Annotated in this window: 19 protein-coding genes and 1 tRNA gene; 8 read left to right on the top strand and 12 right to left on the bottom strand. The window is 59.4% G+C overall.

Features of this window, described 5'->3' with window-relative positions:
• Window positions 1-22 precede the first annotated feature (22 nt).
• Window positions 23-766 carry a hypothetical protein gene (locus ACEW8Q_RS22050; RefSeq protein WP_373506226.1) on the bottom strand — a complete coding sequence of 248 codons (744 nt, stop codon included), beginning with the start codon at window positions 764-766 and terminating at the stop codon, window positions 23-25.
• Window positions 767-839: 73 nt separating this feature from the next.
• Window positions 840-2,831: a putative bifunctional diguanylate cyclase/phosphodiesterase gene (locus ACEW8Q_RS22055; RefSeq protein ID WP_373506227.1), complete on the bottom strand. Its 1,992-nt coding sequence runs from the start codon at window positions 2,829-2,831 to the stop codon at window positions 840-842.
• A 135-nt stretch (window positions 2,832-2,966) separates the two neighbouring features.
• Between ACEW8Q_RS22055 and ACEW8Q_RS22060 the strand changes: the two genes are divergently transcribed.
• Entirely contained in the window at window positions 2,967-3,566 is a 600-nt protein-coding gene (locus ACEW8Q_RS22060; RefSeq protein WP_373506228.1) for a CAP domain-containing protein, read from the top strand.
• 22 nt (window positions 3,567-3,588) lie between these two features.
• Here the strand turns inward: ACEW8Q_RS22060 and rpoH are convergent, their stop codons facing one another.
• Both rpoH and ACEW8Q_RS22070 read right to left on the bottom strand, forming a co-directional pair.
• Window positions 3,589-4,491, bottom strand: a complete 903-nt coding sequence (gene rpoH / locus ACEW8Q_RS22065; protein WP_373506229.1) for an RNA polymerase sigma factor RpoH — start codon at window positions 4,489-4,491, stop codon at window positions 3,589-3,591.
• A gap of 81 nt (window positions 4,492-4,572) precedes the next feature.
• Window positions 4,573-5,571, bottom strand: coding sequence for an RluA family pseudouridine synthase (locus tag ACEW8Q_RS22070; RefSeq protein ID WP_373506230.1), 999 nt, complete (start codon window positions 5,569-5,571; stop codon window positions 4,573-4,575).
• Here ACEW8Q_RS22070 and ACEW8Q_RS22075 point away from each other — a divergent pair.
• From ACEW8Q_RS22075 to ACEW8Q_RS22105, 7 genes are all read left to right on the top strand, one after another.
• Entirely contained in the window at window positions 5,570-5,908 is a 339-nt protein-coding gene (locus tag ACEW8Q_RS22075; protein ID WP_373506231.1) for a hypothetical protein, read from the top strand. The genes ACEW8Q_RS22070 and ACEW8Q_RS22075 overlap by 2 nt on opposite strands.
• Window positions 5,909-6,034: 126 nt before the next feature.
• Window positions 6,035-6,865, top strand: coding sequence for a hypothetical protein (locus tag ACEW8Q_RS22080; RefSeq protein ID WP_373506232.1), 831 nt, complete (start codon window positions 6,035-6,037; stop codon window positions 6,863-6,865).
• A 72-nt stretch (window positions 6,866-6,937) separates the two neighbouring features.
• Window positions 6,938-7,012: transfer RNA gene (locus ACEW8Q_RS22085), tRNA-Glu, on the top strand.
• A gap of 219 nt (window positions 7,013-7,231) precedes the next feature.
• Window positions 7,232-9,067, top strand: coding sequence for an N-6 DNA methylase (locus ACEW8Q_RS22090; RefSeq protein ID WP_373506233.1), 1,836 nt, complete (start codon window positions 7,232-7,234; stop codon window positions 9,065-9,067).
• Window positions 9,064-10,440 (top strand): restriction endonuclease subunit S, encoded by a 1,377-nt coding sequence (locus tag ACEW8Q_RS22095; RefSeq protein ID WP_373506234.1) that lies wholly within the window; start codon window positions 9,064-9,066, stop codon window positions 10,438-10,440. Before ACEW8Q_RS22090 ends, ACEW8Q_RS22095 begins: the two co-directional genes overlap by 4 nt.
• Complete coding sequence (locus ACEW8Q_RS22100; RefSeq protein ID WP_373506235.1) at window positions 10,437-11,324, top strand: hypothetical protein; 888 nt, start codon at window positions 10,437-10,439, stop codon at window positions 11,322-11,324. Before ACEW8Q_RS22095 ends, ACEW8Q_RS22100 begins: the two co-directional genes overlap by 4 nt.
• A 321-nt stretch (window positions 11,325-11,645) precedes the next feature.
• The gene (locus ACEW8Q_RS22105) at window positions 11,646-13,214 is read left to right on the top strand and encodes an EAL domain-containing protein (RefSeq protein ID WP_373506236.1); all 1,569 of its coding nucleotides are present in this window, start codon (window positions 11,646-11,648) and stop codon (window positions 13,212-13,214) included.
• Window position 13,215: 1 nt separating this feature from the next.
• On the opposite strand, the gene ACEW8Q_RS22110 is transcribed toward ACEW8Q_RS22105, so the two are convergent.
• From ACEW8Q_RS22110 to ACEW8Q_RS22145, 8 genes are all read right to left on the bottom strand, one after another.
• Entirely contained in the window at window positions 13,216-13,608 is a 393-nt protein-coding gene (locus ACEW8Q_RS22110; RefSeq protein WP_373506283.1) for a rhodanese-like domain-containing protein, read from the bottom strand.
• A gap of 34 nt (window positions 13,609-13,642) precedes the next feature.
• Complete coding sequence (locus ACEW8Q_RS22115; RefSeq protein WP_373506237.1) at window positions 13,643-14,359, bottom strand: cytochrome c biogenesis CcdA family protein; 717 nt, start codon at window positions 14,357-14,359, stop codon at window positions 13,643-13,645.
• Between the two features lie 8 nt (window positions 14,360-14,367).
• Window positions 14,368-14,757, bottom strand: a complete 390-nt coding sequence (locus ACEW8Q_RS22120; RefSeq protein ID WP_373506238.1) for a thioredoxin family protein — start codon at window positions 14,755-14,757, stop codon at window positions 14,368-14,370.
• Window positions 14,758-14,855: 98 nt separating this feature from the next.
• Window positions 14,856-15,482 carry a PHB depolymerase family esterase gene (locus tag ACEW8Q_RS22125; RefSeq protein ID WP_373506239.1) on the bottom strand — a complete coding sequence of 209 codons (627 nt, stop codon included), beginning with the start codon at window positions 15,480-15,482 and terminating at the stop codon, window positions 14,856-14,858.
• A gap of 490 nt (window positions 15,483-15,972) precedes the next feature.
• Entirely contained in the window at window positions 15,973-17,211 is a 1,239-nt protein-coding gene (locus tag ACEW8Q_RS22130; RefSeq protein WP_373506240.1) for an OpgC family protein, read from the bottom strand.
• A complete protein-coding gene (locus tag ACEW8Q_RS22135; protein WP_373506241.1) occupies window positions 17,211-18,344 on the bottom strand; it encodes a tetratricopeptide repeat protein in 1,134 nt (377 codons plus the stop codon). Before ACEW8Q_RS22135 ends, ACEW8Q_RS22130 begins: the two co-directional genes overlap by 1 nt.
• Before the next feature lie 326 nt (window positions 18,345-18,670).
• Window positions 18,671-20,278: a thiamine pyrophosphate-binding protein gene (locus ACEW8Q_RS22140; protein WP_373506242.1), complete on the bottom strand. Its 1,608-nt coding sequence runs from the start codon at window positions 20,276-20,278 to the stop codon at window positions 18,671-18,673.
• Window positions 20,275-21,549, bottom strand: a complete 1,275-nt coding sequence (locus ACEW8Q_RS22145; RefSeq protein WP_373506243.1) for a CaiB/BaiF CoA transferase family protein — start codon at window positions 21,547-21,549, stop codon at window positions 20,275-20,277. Before ACEW8Q_RS22145 ends, ACEW8Q_RS22140 begins: the two co-directional genes overlap by 4 nt.
• Window positions 21,550-21,552 lie beyond the last annotated feature (3 nt).

Consider the following 21,552-nt stretch of genomic DNA (forward strand, 5'->3'; position numbering starts at 1 on the left):
GACCTCGATCAAAGGTTTGCGATCAGAAATCGCGGCTTTCGACGAAGAAACCGTAGAGGGACGTGAAGACCGATGCGTTGAACAAGGCGACGAACAGCGCCATGCCCGCATCGGCGATCAGCAGCGCGAACTGGCCGGCCATCATGTTCACCGTTCCGATGAGGCTGACGGCCAAAAGGGTCAGCAGGTACATGCCAATGATAATCGCGGCGTTGAGGAGGAACACGCCCAGCAATGGCCAGAAACTGCCTTTCGTCGCCTGCCAGGCCATCGCGAACGAAAAGTCGGTACGACCGAGCGCCACGGCCGGAAGTTTGACCGAAAGCGCCGTGATCAGCGTGCCGCAGAGGAGGCTGAGCGGCAACAGGATGAACCACAATTGCGGCACCAGCACCGTGACCAGCAGCATCAGCACGACCGGAATGCCGACCATCAGCACGATGAGCAGGGAGTTGCCCGCATAGCGGAGCACGGACCCATCGAGCCGCCAGGGCACGCCCGCCTCGTCACGCAGGATGAAGCGGTGCCAGCTCACGGCAATCGATGAAAATGCTACGAAGGCGATGGCGGTCGAGACGATCTCGACAAGCATCGGCCCATCGAACTCGGTTGCTTCAGGATCAGGAGCACCCACAAGGATCTTGCCCAGACCGAGCACGATGAGCACCGGAATCCAGAACATGCCGATCCGCATCGCCTCGCGGCGATAGGTCAATACCGAATTGAGGGCATGGGAAATGGCCTTGGGTGGTGACAGCTTGCGCATGATGTCCGCTGCAGTTGGGCGGGCGGAACCTAGACGGCAATAATGAGGAAGGAAAGGCGGAAATTGCGATGCGTCATGCGGCTGACTTGCTGGAGACGGAGTAACGCTGGCGTCGGGTCAGGCCATTGGCGAAGTTGCGGAGGATGATGGCGGCAAGGTCGGGGACGCGCGCCGGCCGGTCGAGCAGATAGCCCTGCGCCAGGTCGCACCCCAGTTCGCGGAGTGTTGAGAGCTGGCGGGTGTTCTCGATGCCCTCGGCGGTGACGGTGAGGCCAAGCCCGTGGCCGAGCTTCACGATCGAGCGGAGAATGCCCTTGGCCGATGTCGAGGCATCGAGCGCGTTGACGAAGCTGCGGTCGATCTTGAGCTTCGAGAAGGGGAACTTCCAGAGGTAGCCCAGGCTCGAATATCCGGTGCCGAAATCGTCGAGGGCGACGGCGACGCCCATGTCGCGGAGCACGCGGAGCTGGCCCAGCACGAGTTCGCTGTCGTTCATGAGCGTGCCTTCGGTGATCTCGACTTCGAGACGGTAGCCTGGCAGGGAGTGGTTCTGCAGCGCCCGGCGCACATCCTGGATCAGCGTGCCGGACATGAACTGCGAGGGCGACAGGTTGACCGCGACCATCAGGTGCTGGGGCCATTGCGCGGCCACGCGGCAAGCTTCGTCAAGTGCCCAGCCGCCGATCTCGTTGATGAGCCCGGCCTGTTCGGCAATCGGAATGAACTCCGTCGGCGAGATGGCACCCAGTTCGCTGTCCTCCAGGCGGATCAGTGCTTCGAAGCCGTTCAGCACGCCGGTGCGGATATTGTAAACGGGCTGGAAGTCGAGCCGGAAGCTCTTCTGTTCGTGGGCCGCGGCGACGGCACGCTGAACATTGAGCCGGCGGCGCGAATCCTGCGCCAGTTCGGGGTTGTAGAAACCATAGCCGGGTGTTCCCTGTTCGCGGGCGGTCAGCAGCGCCAGTTCGGCGTTGCGCATGAGGAGGGAAGCGGTGTCACCATCGGTCGAGCTCAGCGCGATGCCGGAGTGACAAGAACAGCTCAGCTTCATGCCGTCGAGTTCGATGTGGGTTGTGAGTCCCTGCGTAATGTCGCGGGCCAAGTTCAGCACCAGCATCGGGTCGGTGACCTTATCGACCAGCACCAGGAAGGAGCCCCGGCCCGCGCTTGCAAGCATTGTATTGTCCGGCAGTAGGCCGGGTAGCCGCGCCGCGGCCTGCCTTATGACCTGTTCCTCGGCCTGCTGGCCGTGGATGTGAGCTATGCCGGGCGCGCCGGTCATTTCACAGAAGATCAGGGCCAGCTGCGGGTCTCCGGGCCGGGCGCCGCCCAGCTTTGAGTCAAGCGCGTCAAGGAGGGTCGGCTTCACCATGAAGCCCGTCAACTGGTCGCGCTTCGACATGTCGTCGAGAGTCTGCTCCATCATGGCGCGGTTGCGGGCGCGATACCAGAAGCCGAAGATGGGAGCGGCGATCAGCAGAAGGCAGACTGCTATCGAGGCTTGGGTGGCCATCGCGAAGAAGAGTTGGGCGCGTTCGGTCTGGTCAATGGTGAGGACGAGCCAGCCTATCGTGGCCGTGTCCAGCTTGATGGGTACCAAGGCGGAGGCGTAATAGACCGGCTGGCCTTTGTAAGTGCCCTTTTTCAGCGAAGTGGCAGGTGTCCCGGCGATGAAGGCCTTGGCGAAGCCGGAATCCAGCGTGGCGAGTTTCTGGCCGATCGGGCCAATGCCAAGTTCTGGAGACGATTGCAGTTTGAGGATGCCATGGGAATCGTAGATGCGGTAGGAGAGAAGGTAGCCACCGGCCAAGGTGCGGTCGAGTGCGGCGCGGTCGTCACGCGTAGCGGTCGCTCCGCCAGCGATCTTCTTCAACTGGCGCACATTGGCTGAGAGATAGCTTGACCAGCGCGAGGCATCGATCCGGGCCTCGGCATCGAGCAGGCGCGACGTGGCAGTCTGGACAAAGAAGAAACCGAGTATGCCGACGACAACGCAAAGCGCGACGAGTCCCGCTGCTGTCAATCCCTTCTGGCCGAACCGTGCCGTTATCACGTCGAACGCCATTCAAACTGCCCCAATACCCAATTCGCGCCCAAATCAAACCCTAACCACATGGGAACGAAATAAGAGTAAATGAAACTGTTGTGGGCCTGACATTCGATATCTAATTGATTCTTAATGGTTTACGGAGTGTTTGAAATGCCGTCAAAAATTGAGGAGATGAGCTGGGCCAAGGCGGTTTCAGCCTGTTTCCTGTGGTTTATGATCGCGTTGGTTGCGACAGCACCGCAGGCCCTGGCGGGCCGCTATCTCGACTTTGCCAAAGGCCTCAATGCCAGTCCGCCAGACGGATCGCAGTTCCGGCCTGATCTGGAAGAGACCCTTGCCGCCCTGGCGAATGCCTACCGCGCCGAGGAGGGCAAGGAACCGCTTAACCCCGATCCGGCCTTCCTGGAGGCGGCCAGAGCGCATGCGGCCGACATGATGATCAACAACTTCATGGGCCACAAGGCCTCGACTGGCCATGATTTCCAGAGCCGCATGACGGCTTATGTGGGCGATGTCACGAAGTACCCGTCGCTCGGCGAGAACGCGGCGCGCGATACCCAGAAGACGCCAGTCGACGCGAAGAAGGCGCGGGCGCTGTTCAGCCAATGGGTCAAGAGCCGCACGCACCGGAAGGTGCTGCTCAACCGCAGCTATCAGTTCGTTTCAACGGGCGTGATCCAGCGCGGCAACAAGATCTGGGCCGTCCAGATCTTCTTTGCCACACCGCGCGAGAAGGGCTTGTTCCAGTAGAAGCCGGAAGAGGAGGGCGCTCTCAGGCGCCCGCCGCCATGGTCTTGGGCGCCATGAGGCGCTGCGAAGCGTTCTTGACCGCCTTCTGCACCTTGTCGAAGGCCCGGACCTCGATCTGGCGGATACGCTCGCGTGACACGCCGAATTCCTGGCTCAGGTCTTCAAGCGTGATCGGATCGTCCTGCAGTCGGCGGGCCTCGAAGACCCGGCGCTCTCGGTCGGTGAGCTTGCCCATCGCATCCTTGAGAAGGCCGGAGCGCATCGAGCTTTCTTCCGACTGGGCCAGCATTTCTTCCTGGTTGTCGGATTCGTCCACCAGCCAATCCTGCCATTCGCCCTCGCTGTCGTCGCGCAGATGCGCGTTGAGCGAAGTATCCCCGCCGAGACGGCGGTTCATCGAGATCACGTCTTCCTCGGTCACGCCGAGTTTCGTCGCGATCAGCTTGACCTGGTCGGGCCGGAGATCGCCCTCTTCGAGCGCTTCGATCTGGCTCTTCACCTTGCGCAGGTTGAAGAACAGCTTCTTCTGGTTCGCGGTGGTGCCCATCTTCACGAGCGACCACGAACGCAGAACAAACTCTTGAATCGACGCCTTGATCCACCACATGGCGTAAGTGGCAAGACGGAAGCCCTTGTCGGGTTCGAACTTCTTGACCGCCTGCATGAGGCCGACATTTCCTTCGGAAATGACTTCCCCGATGGGAAGGCCGTAGCCGCGGTAACCCATGGCGATCTTCGCCACCAGGCGCAGATGGCTGGTGATGAGCTTTTGCGCTGCCTTGGCGTCGCCATGCTCTTTCCAGCGCTTGGCGAGCATGAATTCCTCTTCCGGCTGCAGCATGGGAAACTGCCGGATGTCTTGCAAGTAGCGTTGCAGGCCGGCCTCGCCGGAGGCAATCGCTGGGAGAGAAGTGGTCTTGGCCATGTTCAAAAGCCTTTCCTGAATACGTCCTGTTTATAGCTCTTAATTACGCGGAAAATAAGACACTGGACTAGTTACAGATAGTCACTCTTCCGTGTTGTTCAATCTCAGCGCCGTGAGAAGGTTCGCAAAATCCTCTGGCGCGGGGCTTTCGAAGCGCAACGGTTTACCCGTCCGTGGATGCTCGAAGCCCAGGATGGCAGCGTGAAGAGCTTGACGATTCAATGACTTGAGCGCCATCTGTGCAGTTTCCGACAACTTCTTGGCGGAAGTGCGGAAACCAGATCCATAAACGGAATCGCCCAGCAGCGGATGGCCGATATGAGCCATATGCACCCGGATCTGATGGGTGCGGCCCGTTTCGAGCTGGCATCGCAGGAGACTGACCACGGGTGGTGTTCCCAAGGTCTCCAGCGCGTCATAGTGGGTCACGGCCTCACGCGCATTGGCGCCCCGCGAGACGGCCATCTTCTGGCGGTTGGATGTGCTGCGGTCAATGGCGGCCGAAACCATGCCCTGCCGCCGTTCAGGCACGCCCCAGACGAGCGCCAGATAACTCCGTTCCAGCCGCCCGTCACGGCCGTGGGCGGCAAATTGCTCGGACAGTCCATGGTGGGCCTTATCGTTCTTGGCCACCACAAGAAGGCCGCTGGTGTCCTTGTCGAGGCGGTGAACGATGCCGGGTCGCCTCACGCCGCCGATGCCGGAGAGGCTTTCGCCGCAATGGGCGATCAAGGCATTGACCAGCGTCCCGGTCTCGTTGCCGGCGCCGGGGTGCACCACCAGCCCTGCGGGCTTGTCGATCACGATCAGGTCCTTGTCCTCGTGGACGATGTCCAGCGCCATCGTCTCGGGCTGGGGTTGGGCATTTGTGGGTTCTGGAACGACAACGTTCAGGGAGTCTCCCGGTTTCACCTTGTGGCGTGCTTCGGTGACGGTCTTTCCCTCGACAGTGACGGCGCCTTCCGCAATAAGGGCCTGGAAGCGGGCCCGGCTGACATCGGGAAACGCCTGGGCTAGCGCCTTGTCGAGGCGGTCTGCCAAGGTGGCGCGGGTTTCGAGGGTAACTGAAGGCACTGACATGAGTGAAACGGCCGATCTCCAGCAGGACAACGATACCTCCGCGGGCGTTCCGCCCTCGGCCAGGGTGTTGCTGCGCGTCGTCTATATCATGGGGATCGTGCTGGTGCTGCTCTTCCTCACGCTGGTGGGCGGCATCATCTGGAAATCCACCCGCAAGGCCGACCCGAAGGCCGTTGCACCGCCCGCCGCGCTCAACCTCGGGCTGGCATCGGGAACCGCCGTGCAGCCCGCGCAGATCGACGGCGACCGGCTGGTCATCACCACCAGCACCGAGATCATCGTGGTCGACATCCGCAAGAATGCGGTGATCTCGCGGATCGCAATCGGCGGCCCCTGAAACATGGAGAAGGAAGACCCGGTACGGTGGAAACGCGGTGGTTCCTTCGGGAAAGGGGCTGATCTAACCTGCGGCATGAGCGAATCCGGTATGCGTCTTGTCAACGGGAAGTGACGGAACGTGACAGTGGCGAAGGTCAAAAGAAAGCAACTCTTCGACGACCCCCATCTTTCGGCCGAGTACTTCCCGGCCCAAGGCCAAACGCTGGTCATCACCTTCAGCAGTTTTTCCGGAAACCGTGAAATCCCCAGCCGGTTCGGTTTCCCGTTCCTCATCACCAAGGGCATTCCGGCCATCTATATCGTCGCCAAGCAGAACCACTGGTGGCAGGTCGAGGGGCTGGTCGGGATGTGCGCCACCATCCGGCGATATTCAAAGCAGTTTGACCGGGTGGTCGCCTATGGATCGAGCATGGGGGGCTATGGGGCGTTGCTCACGGCGGATGCGGTCGGGGCGACCCATGTGCTCGCTGTTTCCCCGCAGACCGTCATCGGCAATCCCGATTTTCCACTGAAAGAGAACTGGGCCGCGTTCATTGCGCAGCGTCCCATCCTGCGCGACGACGTCAGGAACAGGCTTGGCGGCGCACGCGAGGTCATGGTGCTGTACGATCCCGCCCTTCAGCGCGATCTCCTGCATTTCGAGCATATTGCCGGATTGCCGGCGGTGCGCGGTTTCCCGACACCGTTCGCCTCGCACAAGATCCTGCGTTCCCTGCAGGAGATGGGAATTCTGTCTCAGGTCATCGTTAGCCTGTTGCGCGGCGAGGTTGACCATCGCGAGTACCGCGCTCTGGTCCGCGCAGGCCGGCACCGCAGCCCCTCCTACCTGAAGCATCTTGCCCTGAATTGCGACAGGCGCAATCACCCGCGCTGGAGCGAAGCGGTGCGCCAGAAGCTGGCCGCGCTATCACCGGATCCGGCTCCCGAAGGGCAGACCGAGTTGGCGAATACCTGAACCGGAACAAGGCGCAGCCCCGCGCTTGCACTTCTCCGGCGGCCCATATATAGGAAGCTCATTCCTCGGAGAGCTCCCTTCGTCTATCGGTTAGGACGGCAGCCTCTCACGTTGCAAAGGCGGGTTCGACTCCCGCAGGGAGCGCCATCTTTCTTACAGCCTTGATTTCTCGTTTCTTGCCAGTAGCTTAGTCTGGTATCTGCGGAAGCTGGTACCCAAGCTTGGTACCCAACATGGTACCCAAGAGCGCCGGTATTGCGAATGGCTGGCTTGGGGCAAGCCAGCAACAATGGCTTGTTTTCTCTCTCGCTTGCCCATCGTCCAGCATTGGGAGACACTGCCGCTTCGTCAGGAGTCGCAGTGCCTATGAACAATCAATCCCTGTCCGCCTTCATCTGGTCCGTCGCAGACCTTCTGCGGGGTGAGTACAAGCAGTCCGACTATGGCAAGGTCATCCTGCCGTTCACTGTGCTGCGACGTCTGGACTGCGTTCTGGAGGCCACCAAGGGGGCCGTGCTGGCCGAGGCCAAGGCGAAGCAGGCGATGGGGGTCAACCTCGATCCCTTCCTGCTCAAGAAGTCGGGCGAGTCCTTCTACAACATCACGCCGATGGACATGGGCAAGCTCATGGGCGACCCGGATCACATCCGCGAGAACCTCGAGTCCTACGTTCAGGGCTTCTCGGCCAACGTCCGTGACATCTTCGACCGGTTCAAGTTCATGGCTCAAGTCGAGGAGCTGGCGAAGTTCGGGCTGCTCTATCAGGTCACCGAGAAGTTCGCCCAGATCGACCTCCACCCCAAGGCGGTTGACAATGCCCAGATGGGAGCGATCTTCGAGGAGCTCATCCGCAAATTCGCCGAACTCTCGAACGAGACGGCGGGAGAGCACTTCACGCCCCGCGAGGTCATCCGCCTCATGGTCGATCTTCTCTTCGTGGAGGATGGCGACGTGCTCACCAAGCCGGGCGTGGTCCGCACCATCTATGACCCCACCGCTGGCACCGGCGGCATGTTGTCGGTCGCGGGTGAGTACCTCACCCAGCTCAACCCCAAGGCCAGCCTCGTCATGTACGGGCAGGAGCTGAACGACGCCTCCTATGCCATCTGCAAGGCCGACATGCTCATCAAGGGGCAGGACGTCGGCAACATCGTCGCTGGCAATACGCTCTCGGATGACGGCCACCCGGCCACGAAGTTCGACTACATGCTCTCCAACCCGCCCTTCGGGGTGGAATGGAAGAAGGTCGAGAAGCAGGTGCGGGACGAGCACGAGAAGAAGGGTTTCGCCGGGCGCTTCGGCCCCGGGCTTCCGCGCGTTTCGGATGGCTCGCTGCTGTTCCTCATGCACTTGCTGTCCAAGATGCGGCCCGCGAAGGACGGCGGCTCGCGCTTCGGCATCGTGCTCAACGGCTCTCCGCTGTTCACTGGCGGGGCGGCAAGCGGGGAGAGCGAGATCAGGCGGCATGTGCTGGAGTATGACATGCTGGAGGCTATCATCGGGCTTCCCACCGACATGTTCTACAACACCGGCATCTCGACCTACGTGTGGATTGTCTCGAACCGCAAGCCCGAGGCCCGCAAGGGCAAGGTGCAGCTCATCGATGCCAGCGGCTTCTGGCAGAAGATGCGGAAGAGCCTGGGGAGCAAGCGCAAGGAGATGAGCGAGGAGCACATCGGCATCGTCACCCGGCTGTTCGGCGCATTCGTGGAAGCGCGGCTGGCAACCGTGCTGGACAAGGACGGCAAGCAGATCGCCCAGCAGGTGGTTGAGCAAGGTGAGACGGCCCCTCATGCCCCGGAGGGCGGCAAGGTGAAGCTGGCACCGCTCTCGCGCATCTTCCCCAACGAGGCATTCGGCTATCGCACCATCACGGTGGAGCGGCCCCTGCGTGACGGGAACGGCAACATCGTGAAGGGAGAGAAGGGCAAGCTCAAGGGCAAGCCCCAGCCGGACGCCAGCTTGCGGGACACAGAGAACGTGCCGCTCTCCGAGGATGTGGAGGCCTACTTCGCCCGCGAGGTGCTGCCTCATGCGGCGGACGCGTGGATCGATCAAGACAAGACGAAGACGGGTTATGAAATCCCCTTCAACCGTCATTTCTACGTCTTCGAGCCGCCGCGACCGCTGGCGGAGATCGATGCCGACCTGAAGCAGGTGACCGACCGCATCAAGGCCATGATCGAAGGTCTGGCGGCATGAGCTTTCCGCCCTATCCGCGCGACAAGCCTTCTGGACTTGAGTGGCTGGGTGATGTGCCTGAGCATTGGGAACTGAAGCCACTCAAGGCAGTAGGATATTTCAAGGCTGGTGCAGGATTTCCTGATGTGGATCAAGGGCAAGACGGGGAGGAACTTACTTTCCACAAGGTCAATGCACTAGGTAAGGCTGGGCCCGATGATTTCTTGTTGCCAAGTGACAACACTGTCTCAGTCGTCACTGCAACTAGGCTTCGCGCGTACGTGTTCCCGCCGAGTTCAATTGTATTTGCTAAGATCGGCGCGGCCCTCTTGCTTGGACGCATCAGGAGGCTGAGGGAACCAGCCTGCATGGATAACAACATGATGGGGTTCATCCCACAAAGAGGCTGTGATGAGGGCTTTGTTCGATACGTGTTTAACCAAGTACGGTTCGACTTCATAGCTAATCCCGGGACTGTGCCTTCGTTGAACGAGAGCCAAATAGCTTCACTGCGCTTCGCATTTCCAGCCTTGAGTGAACAGAACTCAATAAACAGGTTCCTCGACCGTGAGACGGCCAAGATTGATGCGCTGGTGGATGAGCAGAAGCGTCTCATCGAGCTACTGAAAGAGAAGCGCAAAGCTGTTATCACGCAAGCCGTAACCAAGGGCCTCAACCCCAACGCCCCGATGAAGCACTCTGGCATCGAATGGCTGGGCGACGTGCCCTCACACTGGGAGGTGAAGCCTATCCGCAGTGTTGCGAACCTGCAGTCGGGACATACTCCGAGCCGGTCGCGACCGGACTGGTGGGCAAACTGCACGATCCCGTGGTTTGGTCTTGCCGACATATGGCAAGTCAGGGAGGAAGGCCGCACAGAAATCTTTGAGACAAACGAAAAAGTGAGCGAGCTAGGGTTGGCAAACTCGTCAGCTCGACTGCTTCCGAAAGGAACGGTGATGCTCTCCCGGACTGCCTCAGTTGGTTTCGCCGCAATCATGGGCGTTGATATGGCGACCACTCAGGATTTCGCAAACTGGGTCTGCGGTTCGCGACTCAATAACCACTTCCTTCTCTGGACGTTGAGGGCAATGAAGCCGGAGTTTTCGCGGATGATGATGGGCTCGACGCACAATACTATATACATGCCCGATATTGCTGCTTTCAGGGTTGCGCTGCCTCCGATGCATGAGCAGCTTGAGGTTTGCAACTACCTCAATACGGAGACGACCCTGATTGATGACTTGCTATCAGAAGTAACGCGGAGCCTCGGCCTGCTTGCCGAGCGCCGCAGCGCTCTCATCTCCGCTGCTGTAACCGGAAAGATCGATGTGCGTGGTGTTGAGATAGTCGTCCCGTCTGGGGCCAGAACCGTTCAGGAAATGCTCTCATGAATATACCGCTCTCCAAGCGCCTATTTGTGACGCGCTATCCTGCGGGATGCGCGACCAATGCTGAGCTGCTGAGTGCGATGCAGACGTTCGAGACAGTCATCGTTCTGATCGCATACAGACGCTTCCCACACGCCTTGACGAGCTGTGCGTCAGCTCTGGAAAGTCTTTTGCAGGGGTCGTCCATTGGGGCCGCGAAGAAGGACGGACTTCAAATACTGGTGCGCAAGGCTACGACAAAGTCTTCTGCGGTAGGCGCTTTCGCGCCTGATGAGATGAATGACCTTCGCGAACTACGTAACCAAATTGTTCATCGCGGGTTCAGCCCTCAGGACGATGGCCCTTCTGTTGATCTGCTGATCAGCACCGGAATCCCATTTATGGAGTTATGCCTTCGGGAGTTTCACCATTACGAGTTGCTCGGTAACCTGCTGCCTGAAGTCGAGAAGCACATACAGGTGGCACAGCAGGTTCATCAGCTGGCGAAGACAGTCGCGGGAGGCCGCATGTCACATTGCCTCGATAGTCTGAGCTATCTCGTGCGCCTGCGCTTCGCAGAAGGCAATCTGCCAGGGTGGGAAGACATCGCGCAGCATGGCGAAGCAACGGGCAATAGGTTAGAACGCGTGGAGAGGGCGAAGCAACAGCTGGAGCTGGCTGGTGAAGTCACTTGGCCATTGACTTGCGCGGTCTGTGGCGAGCCCGATTGTGCGATGGTCGAACTGGGTTTTGATGGTGCCAAGCCGTCTCGCCTTCAACCAATGGCGATGACGTGTGCGGATTGCGGGTTCTCGGCAGGACCAGCGCAGCCGTTCATGACCGAGGTGTTGACGACTGATCAGGTCAAGGCAGCAGAGCCGCTCATTCGGCAAGAGTATGGGCTATGATGAGCGAGGACTGCGGGAGAGCAGATTGAAGCGCTGGGACATGCCGATCCATGATCGCTGGATAGCTCAGGAACTCTCTGAGGCATTCTCGCTTGTCAGCCGCACAATCGTATCTGATGACCGGAGTCGCCTTTACCCAAAATCCCGATCCATCTTCTGCATCAGGTCCCGCACGAATGGCTTGCTCAAAAAATCGGAGTCTTAATCCGTTGATAACCAAGCGCCAGACTGTGATCACGTCGGCAACTCCTCATCGTTGAACTGGAAAGCGGACTTAACTTCGTTGTGGCAGCCTTGACATGGTTGGGGAGGTTGAATGTGTTGAATTTGCTCAGAAGTGCCGGGGTCTGGCGGGATGTCGGGATCAGTTTGGCGTGCGCAACTGCCATTTCAGGTCTGGCCTTGCTGGCTCACGACTTTTGGCAGAAGAGACACAATATTGGCGAACTGAAAACCCTTGCTGATAGCGCCATCAAACAAGTTGAATACAATATCGACTACGCCATCCTCGCTGCCTTCGAGGCTGTGGAAAAGGCTCCCCAACCCTGTTTGCCGGAAGCCCAGGTTGCGCTGCAGTCGCTCGTGCATGGAGGCAGCAACCTCAAGGACCTGATCGTACTCGATTCAATCGGCAAGCAATTGTGCGCCGCATTCCCGGGACTTGAACGGAAGTCGCAAGTCTCTGCCGGCGTGGCAACACGCAATGAAAATTTTGCCCTGCACCGTCTTTCTTATGCAGAACGCGACAATCTGGGCGTTGCCTGGCGTGATGGCACCCGCTCCTATGTCATCTCTCTCGACCTGGATGCCCAACTCTACACCACGCTCCCCGGTGAGATACGCGATGATGCCTACAACAGCATTGAGGTGGCGGGCCTGGGGGAAATCGCCAGTTTTGGCCGCGAAATGGGTGAAGGAGAAGCCGTGCCGGTTACCGCAAGCTCTGAACGCTTTCCAGTTCAGGTCGTGCTGAAACTGGAGAACGCGAGCTTTGCGGAATGGAATGGCGGCAACCGCTGGATCGTCACCATGTTCGGCTTGATCATCGGTCTGATGCTGGGTGCGTTAGCCGTGAGGGAATTGCGCCGCCCGGTGCCGCCGCGAGAAGCACTGCGGCGAGCTTTGGCCAACCGCGAAATCATACCCTTTGCGCAGGCTACATTCGAGCTTACGACGCGGCGCATTACTGGTTGTGAGATTTTGATGCGCTGGATCAAGACAGACGGCATCATGATCCCGCCCTCTCAGTTCATTCCACTTGCCGAAGTGACCAACATGATTGTGCCGATGACGCGGCATGTGATCACGCATACTCTGGGTGAACTGTCCGAATACCTTCAGAGAAACAGGGAATTCAAGGTCGCCTTCAACGTCGTTCCCTCTGACTTCATTTCACCGGACTTCGCCCGAGAGATTCTGAAGATCACCAGTCAGGCAGGAGTAGCGACGCGGCAAGTGGTTCTGGAAATAACCGAACGCCAAGCGGTTGATGACTCCGCAGCGTTGCGCTCGGCAGTGCAGCAGGCGCGCGACCTTGGCTTCAAGGTGGCGCTGGATGACATGGGCACGGGACAGAATGGGTTGTCGAGTGTTCAAGACGTGCCACTGGATATCATCAAGATCGACAAGAAGTTTGTCGATACTGTTGGAAAGGAAGTGGTGGCGGACGCCATCATCACGCTACTGGTTGGCTTGGCCCAAAAGCTCAATCTCAAGACTACGGCAGAGGGCATTGAAACCGTGGGCCAGCTTGATGCCTTGCACAAGGCCGGTGTCACGCATGGCCAGGGCTATCTCGTTGGCAAACCGATGCCCCTGGCTGAATTCTTGGCAAAGCAGGAAAGGGCAACGGCAGAGCCACAGTCGGTAACCCAACGGGCCGCAGCCTGAGCTATCGCAGAAGGGGCAGGTTGCGCGCAATCCAGCCCGGCCCTGCGTATGAGCCCAGCATGCCCTCAGGCACGTCGATAATGTCCTTATAGCCAGCTTCGCGCAACACACGTGACAATCTGCTGGAACGGGCGCCTCGCGCGCAAATCAGAGCGACCGGCATCCCGCGGTCACCCTTGAGCATACTATCCAGCGCGGATGCAAAGTCCTTTCGCCGCATGTCAAGTCGCCTTGCCCCTTGCCCTGAACCTGTCTCCGCCCACTCCTCCGGGGTCCTGATGTCGATCAACAGGAGCTTTCCGGCCATGGCAAGTTGATGCGCCTTCTCTGCTGACAGAACGCTCGCCGCATGAACTGGCAGGCCCGCAAACAGGAGACCGGCCGTACCCAGCACAAGTTTTCGACGGGTGTTATCCAACTGCAGATCCTCAATAGCGTGTCGTCAGTTCAGTCAACCAGTCCGGTGACCACTCCACCAGCCTGGATTCGATGGATTTGTCGGCCCCCGTCAAAATGCTCACACCAACGGCAACAAGAATGACACCCATGAGCGCTTTCAGAGTTCCGCTGGCTGACAGCATCTTGCCACGCCACTTCATCAACAATTCACGGGACAGGAGGCCAAGCACCAGGAGTGGAAGTGCCGCCCCGATCCCGAACGCCGTCATGGTCAGCGTGACTTCGCCCAGGTTTTCGCCTTGCGCAGCAAGCACAGAAGCTGCTCCAAGTGTCGGTCCCACGCAAGGTGCCCATACCGCCCCCAGAAGGGCACCCAGACCAAATTGGCCCGCCGAAGTCGAGCCCCCGGCGTTGCCCCATCTCTCGTTGATCCAGTTGCTCGCCGGGCCAGCTGCAAGTGCAAACTGCTGTTGAAAGACGGGGACCGAAAGCAGAAGCCCCACTGCGATCATGATGATTGCAGCGATGACGCGGAACACTCCCTCATCAAGGCCAATGGAATAGCCAACAAGGGCTACAAACAGGCCGATGGCTACGAATGATATGGTCACGCCCGCCGCCAGATATACTGGTCCCGTGCGGCCATGGCTTGCCGCAGCGCCAAGGACGAGTGGCAGCAACGGCAGCACACATGGCGAGAGAACAGTCAAAATGCCAGCCAGAAGTGCCAGCAGCGTTGTGGACATGATCGCAGCTATGCTGCCTTTGCCATCAGCTTGGCAATGGCGCTTTCACTCGTTATGCCGACGGCGCGGCCCTTCTCGCTCTTGCCCTTGAACACGATCAGGGTGCTCTGGCGACGCACTCCAAACTTTTTGACAGCTGACTTCTGGCTGTCATAGTTCACAGTGAAAATTGCAAAATCGTCATACTTGCTTGACATGACGGAACGCACGGCAGGACTTTGCGCACGGCAGGTGGGGCACCAGTCGGCATGGAACTCCAGAATGATGGACTTGCCTGCGGCCTGGGCTGCCTCAAAGGCGCTATCGCTATAGGATGCAGCGAAGGCGGGTGGGCCAAAGCCAATGAGACCTGCACCGGCAGCGGCCGAAGCAAGAAGGAAATTGCGGCGTGTGATCATCGGTTAACTCCATGTTGCAACCGAGTTAGCCCGCAAGGATGCGCGTGTTAATTCACAACTGCAGAGAGTGCATCACGATTGCTTGACAACGGACGTCATCAAAGGCCTTCAAACCAATCAATGGCCGCGTCTGCCCAGAAGCGTGGTACGGAATGTCCGCCGGGATGCATCACAAGCCGCAGGTTGGTCTGGCAACCCGACCAGCTTCGCGTGGCCGCAACAGTGATTTCGGAATCCTTGCAACCGCTGGCGCGTGCAAGTGTCGCAAGCGACTCCAGCAAGTTCGCCTGACGGAGGCCTGACCCAACGCTGCGTCCTGCAATCGGCATTGTGGTGTCCCTGAACCCGTGGGTGTGAAGATAGTTGACCGGACCGGCACAAGTCTTGGGCTCGGGCTTCCAGAAATTGCCCGAAACCGGCGCATAGCCCTTGAAGGCCTCCGGCGTGCGGCAGGCCACATAGGCCACCATGGAGCCGCCAACAGAAAAGCCCGCCAGCAAAATGCGGCCTCTCTCGATATTGCCTCGCCTCGTGGCGTCATCGGCAACGGCGCGAATGAATGCGACATCGTCACGGCCCTGTGCCCTGAAGTTCCAGCTGCCACCAATGCCTTCGGGGGCGATTACGGCATAGCCGCGCGCCAGCAGTGCCTTGACCATCTTGCCGTTCCTGATGAGGCCAAGACCCGAACCCTTGTAGCTATGAAGTGCTACGACGGCAGACACCGTCTTGTCTCTTGAAACGCCGGGTGGCCAGGCGACATGATAACTCCCACCAGCCACCTTGCATGCACCGGGCGAGTCAAAGCACGCCGCGTTTGCTGTGCCAATCTGCGATAGTGTGGCCGCAAGAAAAGCTGCAACGGAGGGCCTCATTGCTCCCATTGGTGGGCTCCTCGCGATGGCTGAGGCAGTAGTGATGAAAGAATTGGCGCGCCGATGAGAGGAGGTTTGGCCACACGAACAGAAGCGGACATCAGGCCAAATGCAACCTCAACACCGTGGACGCCGATCAGGACGGAAAATGACATCATATGAGCAGGGCGCACGTCCCTCGTCACCCTGCGGCCTACGCTGTTCGCGGCAGCCCTGCGTGTGGGCCCAAACTTGCGCATGATCACGACGCCGAATGGTTGTTCACCAGACGAGTGTGCCAAGCCAGACAAGGTTTCATGTGCACGGATGCGGAACAAGGCGCTATGATAGCGGCTCGCTGTCACTGATTGACGACAACCAGTTTGGGGCGCTCCGGTGTCTGCGCATCGTTCCCGGGGGACTCGCTTGTTCCCGCAGATGATTGCTTTCGCCACGGCTCGCTCTTGGCAAAGTCAGTGAACCACGCAACCAGATAGATGACAAGAAATCCAAGTGTGTTGACCATGAACGCTGGTCCTGCGCCGCCGCCAAGTGCAAGGAGCAACGCCCCCAGCACCCGCGCCAGCACAATGGACGCGGCAAAGACTGCCAGTGACTGACGCCCCACGCGGGTGAATATGGCGGTCAGCGCACGCATGGCCGGCGTGGAAGTCAGTCTTTCGCCGCCCGGACCAACCGCCGCCCAGGCGAGATAGGCCAAAGCCAGAAAATGCACATAGCGCAGAATGCCGAAATCCGTCTTGTCGTAGAGTATGCGCCATGCGCCGCGCCACGCCTTGATCCACGCAGATTCTGCGATGATGACATGCCACGCAAACGGGATCGTGATGAGGACAACGGAACCGGCAGCAAGAAGCAATCCGCGCGTGACCGGCGGTTTCGGCAACCAGCCGGACATGAAGGCAAAGCCGGTGAAGAAGATCAGTTGCCACGCGAATGGGTTGAAGAACCACTGCCGTCTGGAGTCGTTTGCAAACCAGAACTCTGCGGGCAAGTTGAAGGTGGTGAATGTCGCGATAGCCCAAAGCGCCAGGCAAAAGGCAAGCGCCAGGTGCACATGCACCCTGCTCAGTGCGTAGACGACAGGCAGCAGTGCGAGAATCACCAGATACATCGGCAAGATATCGAAGTAGTTCGGCACATAGGTCAGTGTGAACAAGCCAATGATGTTGTTGCCATGGGGCCGCAAGAATGGATGGAGATTGAGCGCGCTCACTTCGTCCCGTCCTGCAAGCCCCGTCTTGTTGATCAGCAGCATCATCATGACAGTGATCAGGAAGGTACCGATGTGAACCCAGTAGACCTGCCAGATGCGGTGCGCGACGCGAAAGCATCCGATCCAGAAGCCGGCTTTCGCAAACACCGCGCCAAAGGCAATGGCCGAAGCCATGCCGGAGCAGAATACGAACATCTCCGTCGCATCAGAGAAGCCAAAGCGTGCCGGAATGTAGAGTGTCCACGGGTTGTCTGTGATGTGGGCAATGAGGATAATGAACATGCCGAGTCCGCGGAAAAAGTCGAGGCGCACATCGCGCGAACGCGTTGCACGTTTTGCAGGTTCGCTTGCGGTCACTTGCATCAGACGGCCTGGGCTTGCGCGCGCGCCAGGAGAGCAAGGCGGCGTTCGGCGTAACCATCCCAAGTCTTGCCGCGAACTGTGCTGCGCTCCTCGATCATGCCCCGGGCTGCATCGAGGTATCCGCCGCGAATGGCCGCTTCAATGCAGATGCGCTGGAACACGTCACGCTGTACGTGGCTGCCACCAATCTGCTGCAAGTCCGCGCGAGCATCGCGCAGATTGAACCAGGCGTTGGCATATTCCCCGCGCGCAAAGGCTTGCACGCCAACGGCCATGCGCAAACCCGGATGGGCGATGATGCGCTGCGACTCGCAGATTTCACTCTTCGCCGCCGCCATGCGGGCGATCAGCCGGCTGGCGGACTCAAAACGCTCGCCCCCGCACAAGGACAGCAGGTAATGGAGATCGGCAAAGGCCAGACTGCCATCGGTTGCACGCTTTTCTGAAAGATCGGCAAGTTCGTCCCATCTGTCTCCGACATTGACACCTTCCAGTTCAAGCCGCGACAGCAACGAGGCCGCATTGGAAATGTCACGGTAGTCGTCGGTCTTGTCGGCGCGCACGTCCCGGTCATAGAGTGCCAATGCCTCGTCGAACTGTTGCAGATCAAGATGCATCAATGCCTGGTGCCACCAGACGTGATAGCGGAAGTTGTTGCAATGCATCCATGACGCCTCCCGGCCCCTGAGCCATTGCAAGCCGTCGGCAGAGCGCGCTGTCATGTCGTAGACATGGGCCACGGCGTGCAGCCCCCATGCGTCCTGCGGGGCAAGCTCGACACCCTTGCGGCCCTGCAATTCGGCACGGGCGTATTCGCCGGTCTCCTCAAGGGTGAAGGCGTGGCAACCCAGTACATAGCCTTGTGCCACATGGCCATCCCAGTGTGGCAGGATGTTCTCAACCGACTTGCGCATTTCCTTCGGGCGGCCCATCAGGAAATGTATGGCCTGAACAAGCTTCATGGCCAGGGCATCACGAGGGTGTTGCATCAGCACCGCTTCCAGCCGTTGGGTGGCGCGGGTGGGAAAACCGCCGAGCCAATCCTTCAGGGCCTGCACAAATGCAATCTCGCGCATTGTTCCGGGCACCGCAGCCTCCGCAGCGTTGAGAGCCTCACGCGCGACGGCAGTCATTTCTGCCCGGCCCAGCAACATACAGGCAAATCCACGAATGGCCTGTCCAAGGGCAAAATCAGGATGGAGTGTCAGGAGTGTTTGCAGTGCGGGACCCGTCTGCGCGGAATGAGACAGAATACCAACTATAACGCTGTCCCAGAGTTCGATGTGCGTCTTTGGCAGCGACGTGGGTATCCCGCTCAGGTCACTTGGCAACATTCCGTCCTCGACTGGCTAAAGGTCTCAAAAGATCAGCTTGCTTTGCTAGACGAAGCGAATCCCAAATGCGCCATCAAACTGGACCTATCACCCACATGTGAAAGCAAGTGAGCATGATGAATGATTCAGAATGCCCCATCATAGGCCCGCTCGCCAATGACAGCTGCAATGACAGTGAAAGTGTCTCGAGTCAGGGCGGTGCGGACGGCGGCCGCCAGCTCGGCCTGATTTGTCACGCTTTCACCTGCACCTCCGAAGGCGTGAGCCAGTCCGGAAAAATCAGTCTGCCCGGTCGTCACGCCAAGCCCCGGTCTTTGACTTGCTCTTTGCTTCATCTCGATCAAGGCGAGGGATTGGTCCACAAGCACGCAAATGATGACAGGCAATTTCATGTCGCGCAGCGTTGCCAGGTCTCCCGCTCCCATTTCCAGCCCTGCATCGCCAACCACACAGAGTACGGGGGCCGCAGGCCGGCCCAGCTTCGCTCCGCCAGCCAGCGGCATGGCACAAGCCATGGTGCAGAGACCGGAGGACTGCAGAATTTGCCGTGGTCGCGTGCTCGTCCACATCTGGCTGAAAAGAATGCGGTGCGCACCCGAATCCGCCGTTGCGATGGTTTCAGCCGGAAGCTCTTGCCGCAGCGTGCGGAACACTGCATGTGGTCCCCATCGCTCCGGACCCTGAAACGCATGCCCAAGGCTTTCACGCGCAGTCGCGAATTCCCGCTTTGGCCAGCGGGCTAGCGGGTCATGCGAAAGCTCTTTCAACAGCGATGCTGTGTCACCGATCAACACATGGTCGACACGATGCATGCCGTGATTGCGGAGTTGTGGAGTGATCTCGATGACGGCCTGCTGATTGGTCCATGGCGCGCGCCAGCCGATCCGCATCTCGATGGGATCGTAGCCGATAAGCAAAATCACGTCGGCCTTTGCGATCAGCGGCAGCAGCACCCCGTCGGCAAGAGGCGATAGCCCGGCACCGCCCAGACACAAGGGGTCGGTCTCATCCAGTAATCCCTTGCCCTTGTATGTAGTGACAAGCGGAAGGCCATGAGCCTGGCAGAAGGCCGTTATTGCCGGCCCGGCTCCGTCATTCACAGCATCGACACCTGCAATGGCTATGGGCCGTTCCGCAGTCGCGAGATGTTGCCTCGCCATGCCCATGATTTCTTCATTGGGGAATTCGGTGCACAATGCGGAGGCCGGGGTTTCCAGCTCTTCGCTCCACCCTTCGGCCACACCAATGGGTACGTCAATGTGGACCGGCCCCTTTTGACCCTGTTGGGCCAGATGAAGCGCCTCAGCCATTGTCTTGCCAATCCGGCCCTTCTCGAGCCGGAACGTGCCCTTGACGAGGGGCCGCAATACAGCCTGATGGTCAAAGACCTGATGTGTGTAATGCTCTGCAATGTCTGCATCGACGCATCCCGTGAGGAAAATCAGGGGCACGCGATCCTGCATGGCATTGGCCACGACATTGACGGCATTCGCCATGCCTGGGCCCAGAGTTGCGATCAGTACCGGCAATGCACCTGTCACATGCCAGAGGCCTTCAGCAAAGAAGCCACCCGCATTCTCGTGCCTTACCAGGACAAAGCGGATGCCTGCATCGTCCATGCCTTGCATCAGGGCCAGAACTTCTCCACCCGGAATGCCAAAGGCATGGGTCGCACCAGCGCGCGCCAGCTGGGTTCCGATGATGCTGGCGCCGGTGCGCGGTATTGCGGTCATGCCGTTCCCACGATGCCTTCCTTCACCAGGTCCAGAATCTCTGCTTCCGAGAGGCCCAGCCTTTCAGCAAGAATAGTCTTGCTGTCCTCGCCCAAGAGAGGTGGGCCCTTGTGATATTGAACCGGCGTTTCCGAATACTTGATGGGATTGCCGATCAATGCGACCTTGCCGTTATGAGCCGTCTTGTGGGGCAAGGCGATGCACATCTCACGGGCCTGGGCCTGAGCTCCCTCGAACACCTGCTTGAGATCGTTGACCGGCCCCGCGGGCACACCAAGTTCTTCCAGCCGCAAAAGCCAAACCTCTGCGGGCCGCTGCTGTGTCAGTGCCGCAATTTGTGGAATGAGCCTGTCCCGATTGAGCACCCGGTCCTTGTTTCTTGCATAGTCTGGACTATCAGCCAGATGCGCCGCACCGGCCTCTGTCACAAATCGGCGGAACTGCTGGTCATTGCCAATGGCCAAAATGATGTCCTGATCAGCGGCCGGGAAAACCCCATAGGGCACAATTGTGGGATGGTCGTTGCCGCGGCGCGGCGGAACCTTGCCGTCGGTCAGATAGCCCACACCCTGGTTGACAAGCATGGCCATCTGGCAATCGATCAGTGCCAGATCGATGTGCTGGCCTTCACCTGTGCGATGCCTCGCCTGCAGGGCGGCAAGGATAGCATTTGACGCAAAGAGACCGCAGACAAAATCCGCAACGCCAACGCCCGCTTTCATCGGAGCACTCTCGGCATTGCCTGTCAGGGACATGAGGCCGCCCTCGGCCTGCACCAGAAAGTCATAGCCTGCCCGGTGCGCATTGGGTCCGCTACGGCCAAAGCCTGAAATGGAACAATAGATGAGTCTTGAGTTGATCTTGCGTAGCGCCCCATAGTCCAGCCCATAGCGCTCAAGATCGCCCAGCTTGAAGTTCTCGACGAGAACGTCGCTATCTTCAGCCAGCCTCCGGATGATGTCCTGGCCACGAAGCACGGAGATGTCGACAGCGAGGGAAGACTTGCCACGGTTGGCTGACAGGAAATATGCACTTTCCTGAATCATGGCGTCTGGCCTTGTTTCAAGAAATGGAGGACCCCAGCCACGCGTGTCATCTCCGGCGCCCGGACGCTCAATCTTTATCACGTCGGCGCCCATGTCCGCCAGCAGCTGTGTAGCCGTGGGGCCGGCCAGGATGCGTGACAGGTCCAGAACGCGCAGCCCTTCAAGAGCTCCGCTCTTGCGGGCAGTTCCTGTTTGCGCGTTCAGAATGATGGCCCCCTTGCACATGCC

This window comes from Aestuariivirga sp. (assembly GCF_041738905.1).
GTDB lineage: Bacteria > Pseudomonadota > Alphaproteobacteria > Rhizobiales > Aestuariivirgaceae > Aestuariivirga.

What these genes read in the sequence shown, in the direction of transcription:
- ACEW8Q_RS22050 (WP_373506226.1), bottom strand. Translation starts at nt 766, where the DNA reads ATGCGCAAGCTGTCACCACCCAAGGCCATTTCCCATGCCCTCAATTCG.
- ACEW8Q_RS22055 (WP_373506227.1), bottom strand. Translation starts at nt 2,831, where the DNA reads ATGGCGTTCGACGTGATAACGGCACGGTTCGGCCAGAAGGGATTGACA.
- ACEW8Q_RS22060 (WP_373506228.1), top strand. Translation starts at nt 2,967, where the DNA reads ATGCCGTCAAAAATTGAGGAGATGAGCTGGGCCAAGGCGGTTTCAGCC.
- rpoH (WP_373506229.1), bottom strand. Translation starts at nt 4,491, where the DNA reads ATGGCCAAGACCACTTCTCTCCCAGCGATTGCCTCCGGCGAGGCCGGC.
- ACEW8Q_RS22075 (WP_373506231.1), top strand. Translation starts at nt 5,570, where the DNA reads ATGAGTGAAACGGCCGATCTCCAGCAGGACAACGATACCTCCGCGGGC.
- ACEW8Q_RS22070 (WP_373506230.1), bottom strand. Translation starts at nt 5,571, where the DNA reads ATGTCAGTGCCTTCAGTTACCCTCGAAACCCGCGCCACCTTGGCAGAC.
- ACEW8Q_RS22090 (WP_373506233.1), top strand. Translation starts at nt 7,232, where the DNA reads ATGAACAATCAATCCCTGTCCGCCTTCATCTGGTCCGTCGCAGACCTT.
- ACEW8Q_RS22095 (WP_373506234.1), top strand. Translation starts at nt 9,064, where the DNA reads ATGAGCTTTCCGCCCTATCCGCGCGACAAGCCTTCTGGACTTGAGTGG.
- ACEW8Q_RS22100 (WP_373506235.1), top strand. Translation starts at nt 10,437, where the DNA reads ATGAATATACCGCTCTCCAAGCGCCTATTTGTGACGCGCTATCCTGCG.
- ACEW8Q_RS22115 (WP_373506237.1), bottom strand. Translation starts at nt 14,359, where the DNA reads ATGTCCACAACGCTGCTGGCACTTCTGGCTGGCATTTTGACTGTTCTC.
- ACEW8Q_RS22120 (WP_373506238.1), bottom strand. Translation starts at nt 14,757, where the DNA reads ATGATCACACGCCGCAATTTCCTTCTTGCTTCGGCCGCTGCCGGTGCA.
- ACEW8Q_RS22130 (WP_373506240.1), bottom strand. Translation starts at nt 17,211, where the DNA reads ATGCAAGTGACCGCAAGCGAACCTGCAAAACGTGCAACGCGTTCGCGC.
- ACEW8Q_RS22135 (WP_373506241.1), bottom strand. Translation starts at nt 18,344, where the DNA reads ATGACTGCCGTCGCGCGTGAGGCTCTCAACGCTGCGGAGGCTGCGGTG.
- ACEW8Q_RS22140 (WP_373506242.1), bottom strand. Translation starts at nt 20,278, where the DNA reads ATGACCGCAATACCGCGCACCGGCGCCAGCATCATCGGAACCCAGCTG.
- ACEW8Q_RS22145 (WP_373506243.1), bottom strand. Translation starts at nt 21,549, where the DNA reads ATGTGCAAGGGGGCCATCATTCTGAACGCGCAAACAGGAACTGCCCGC.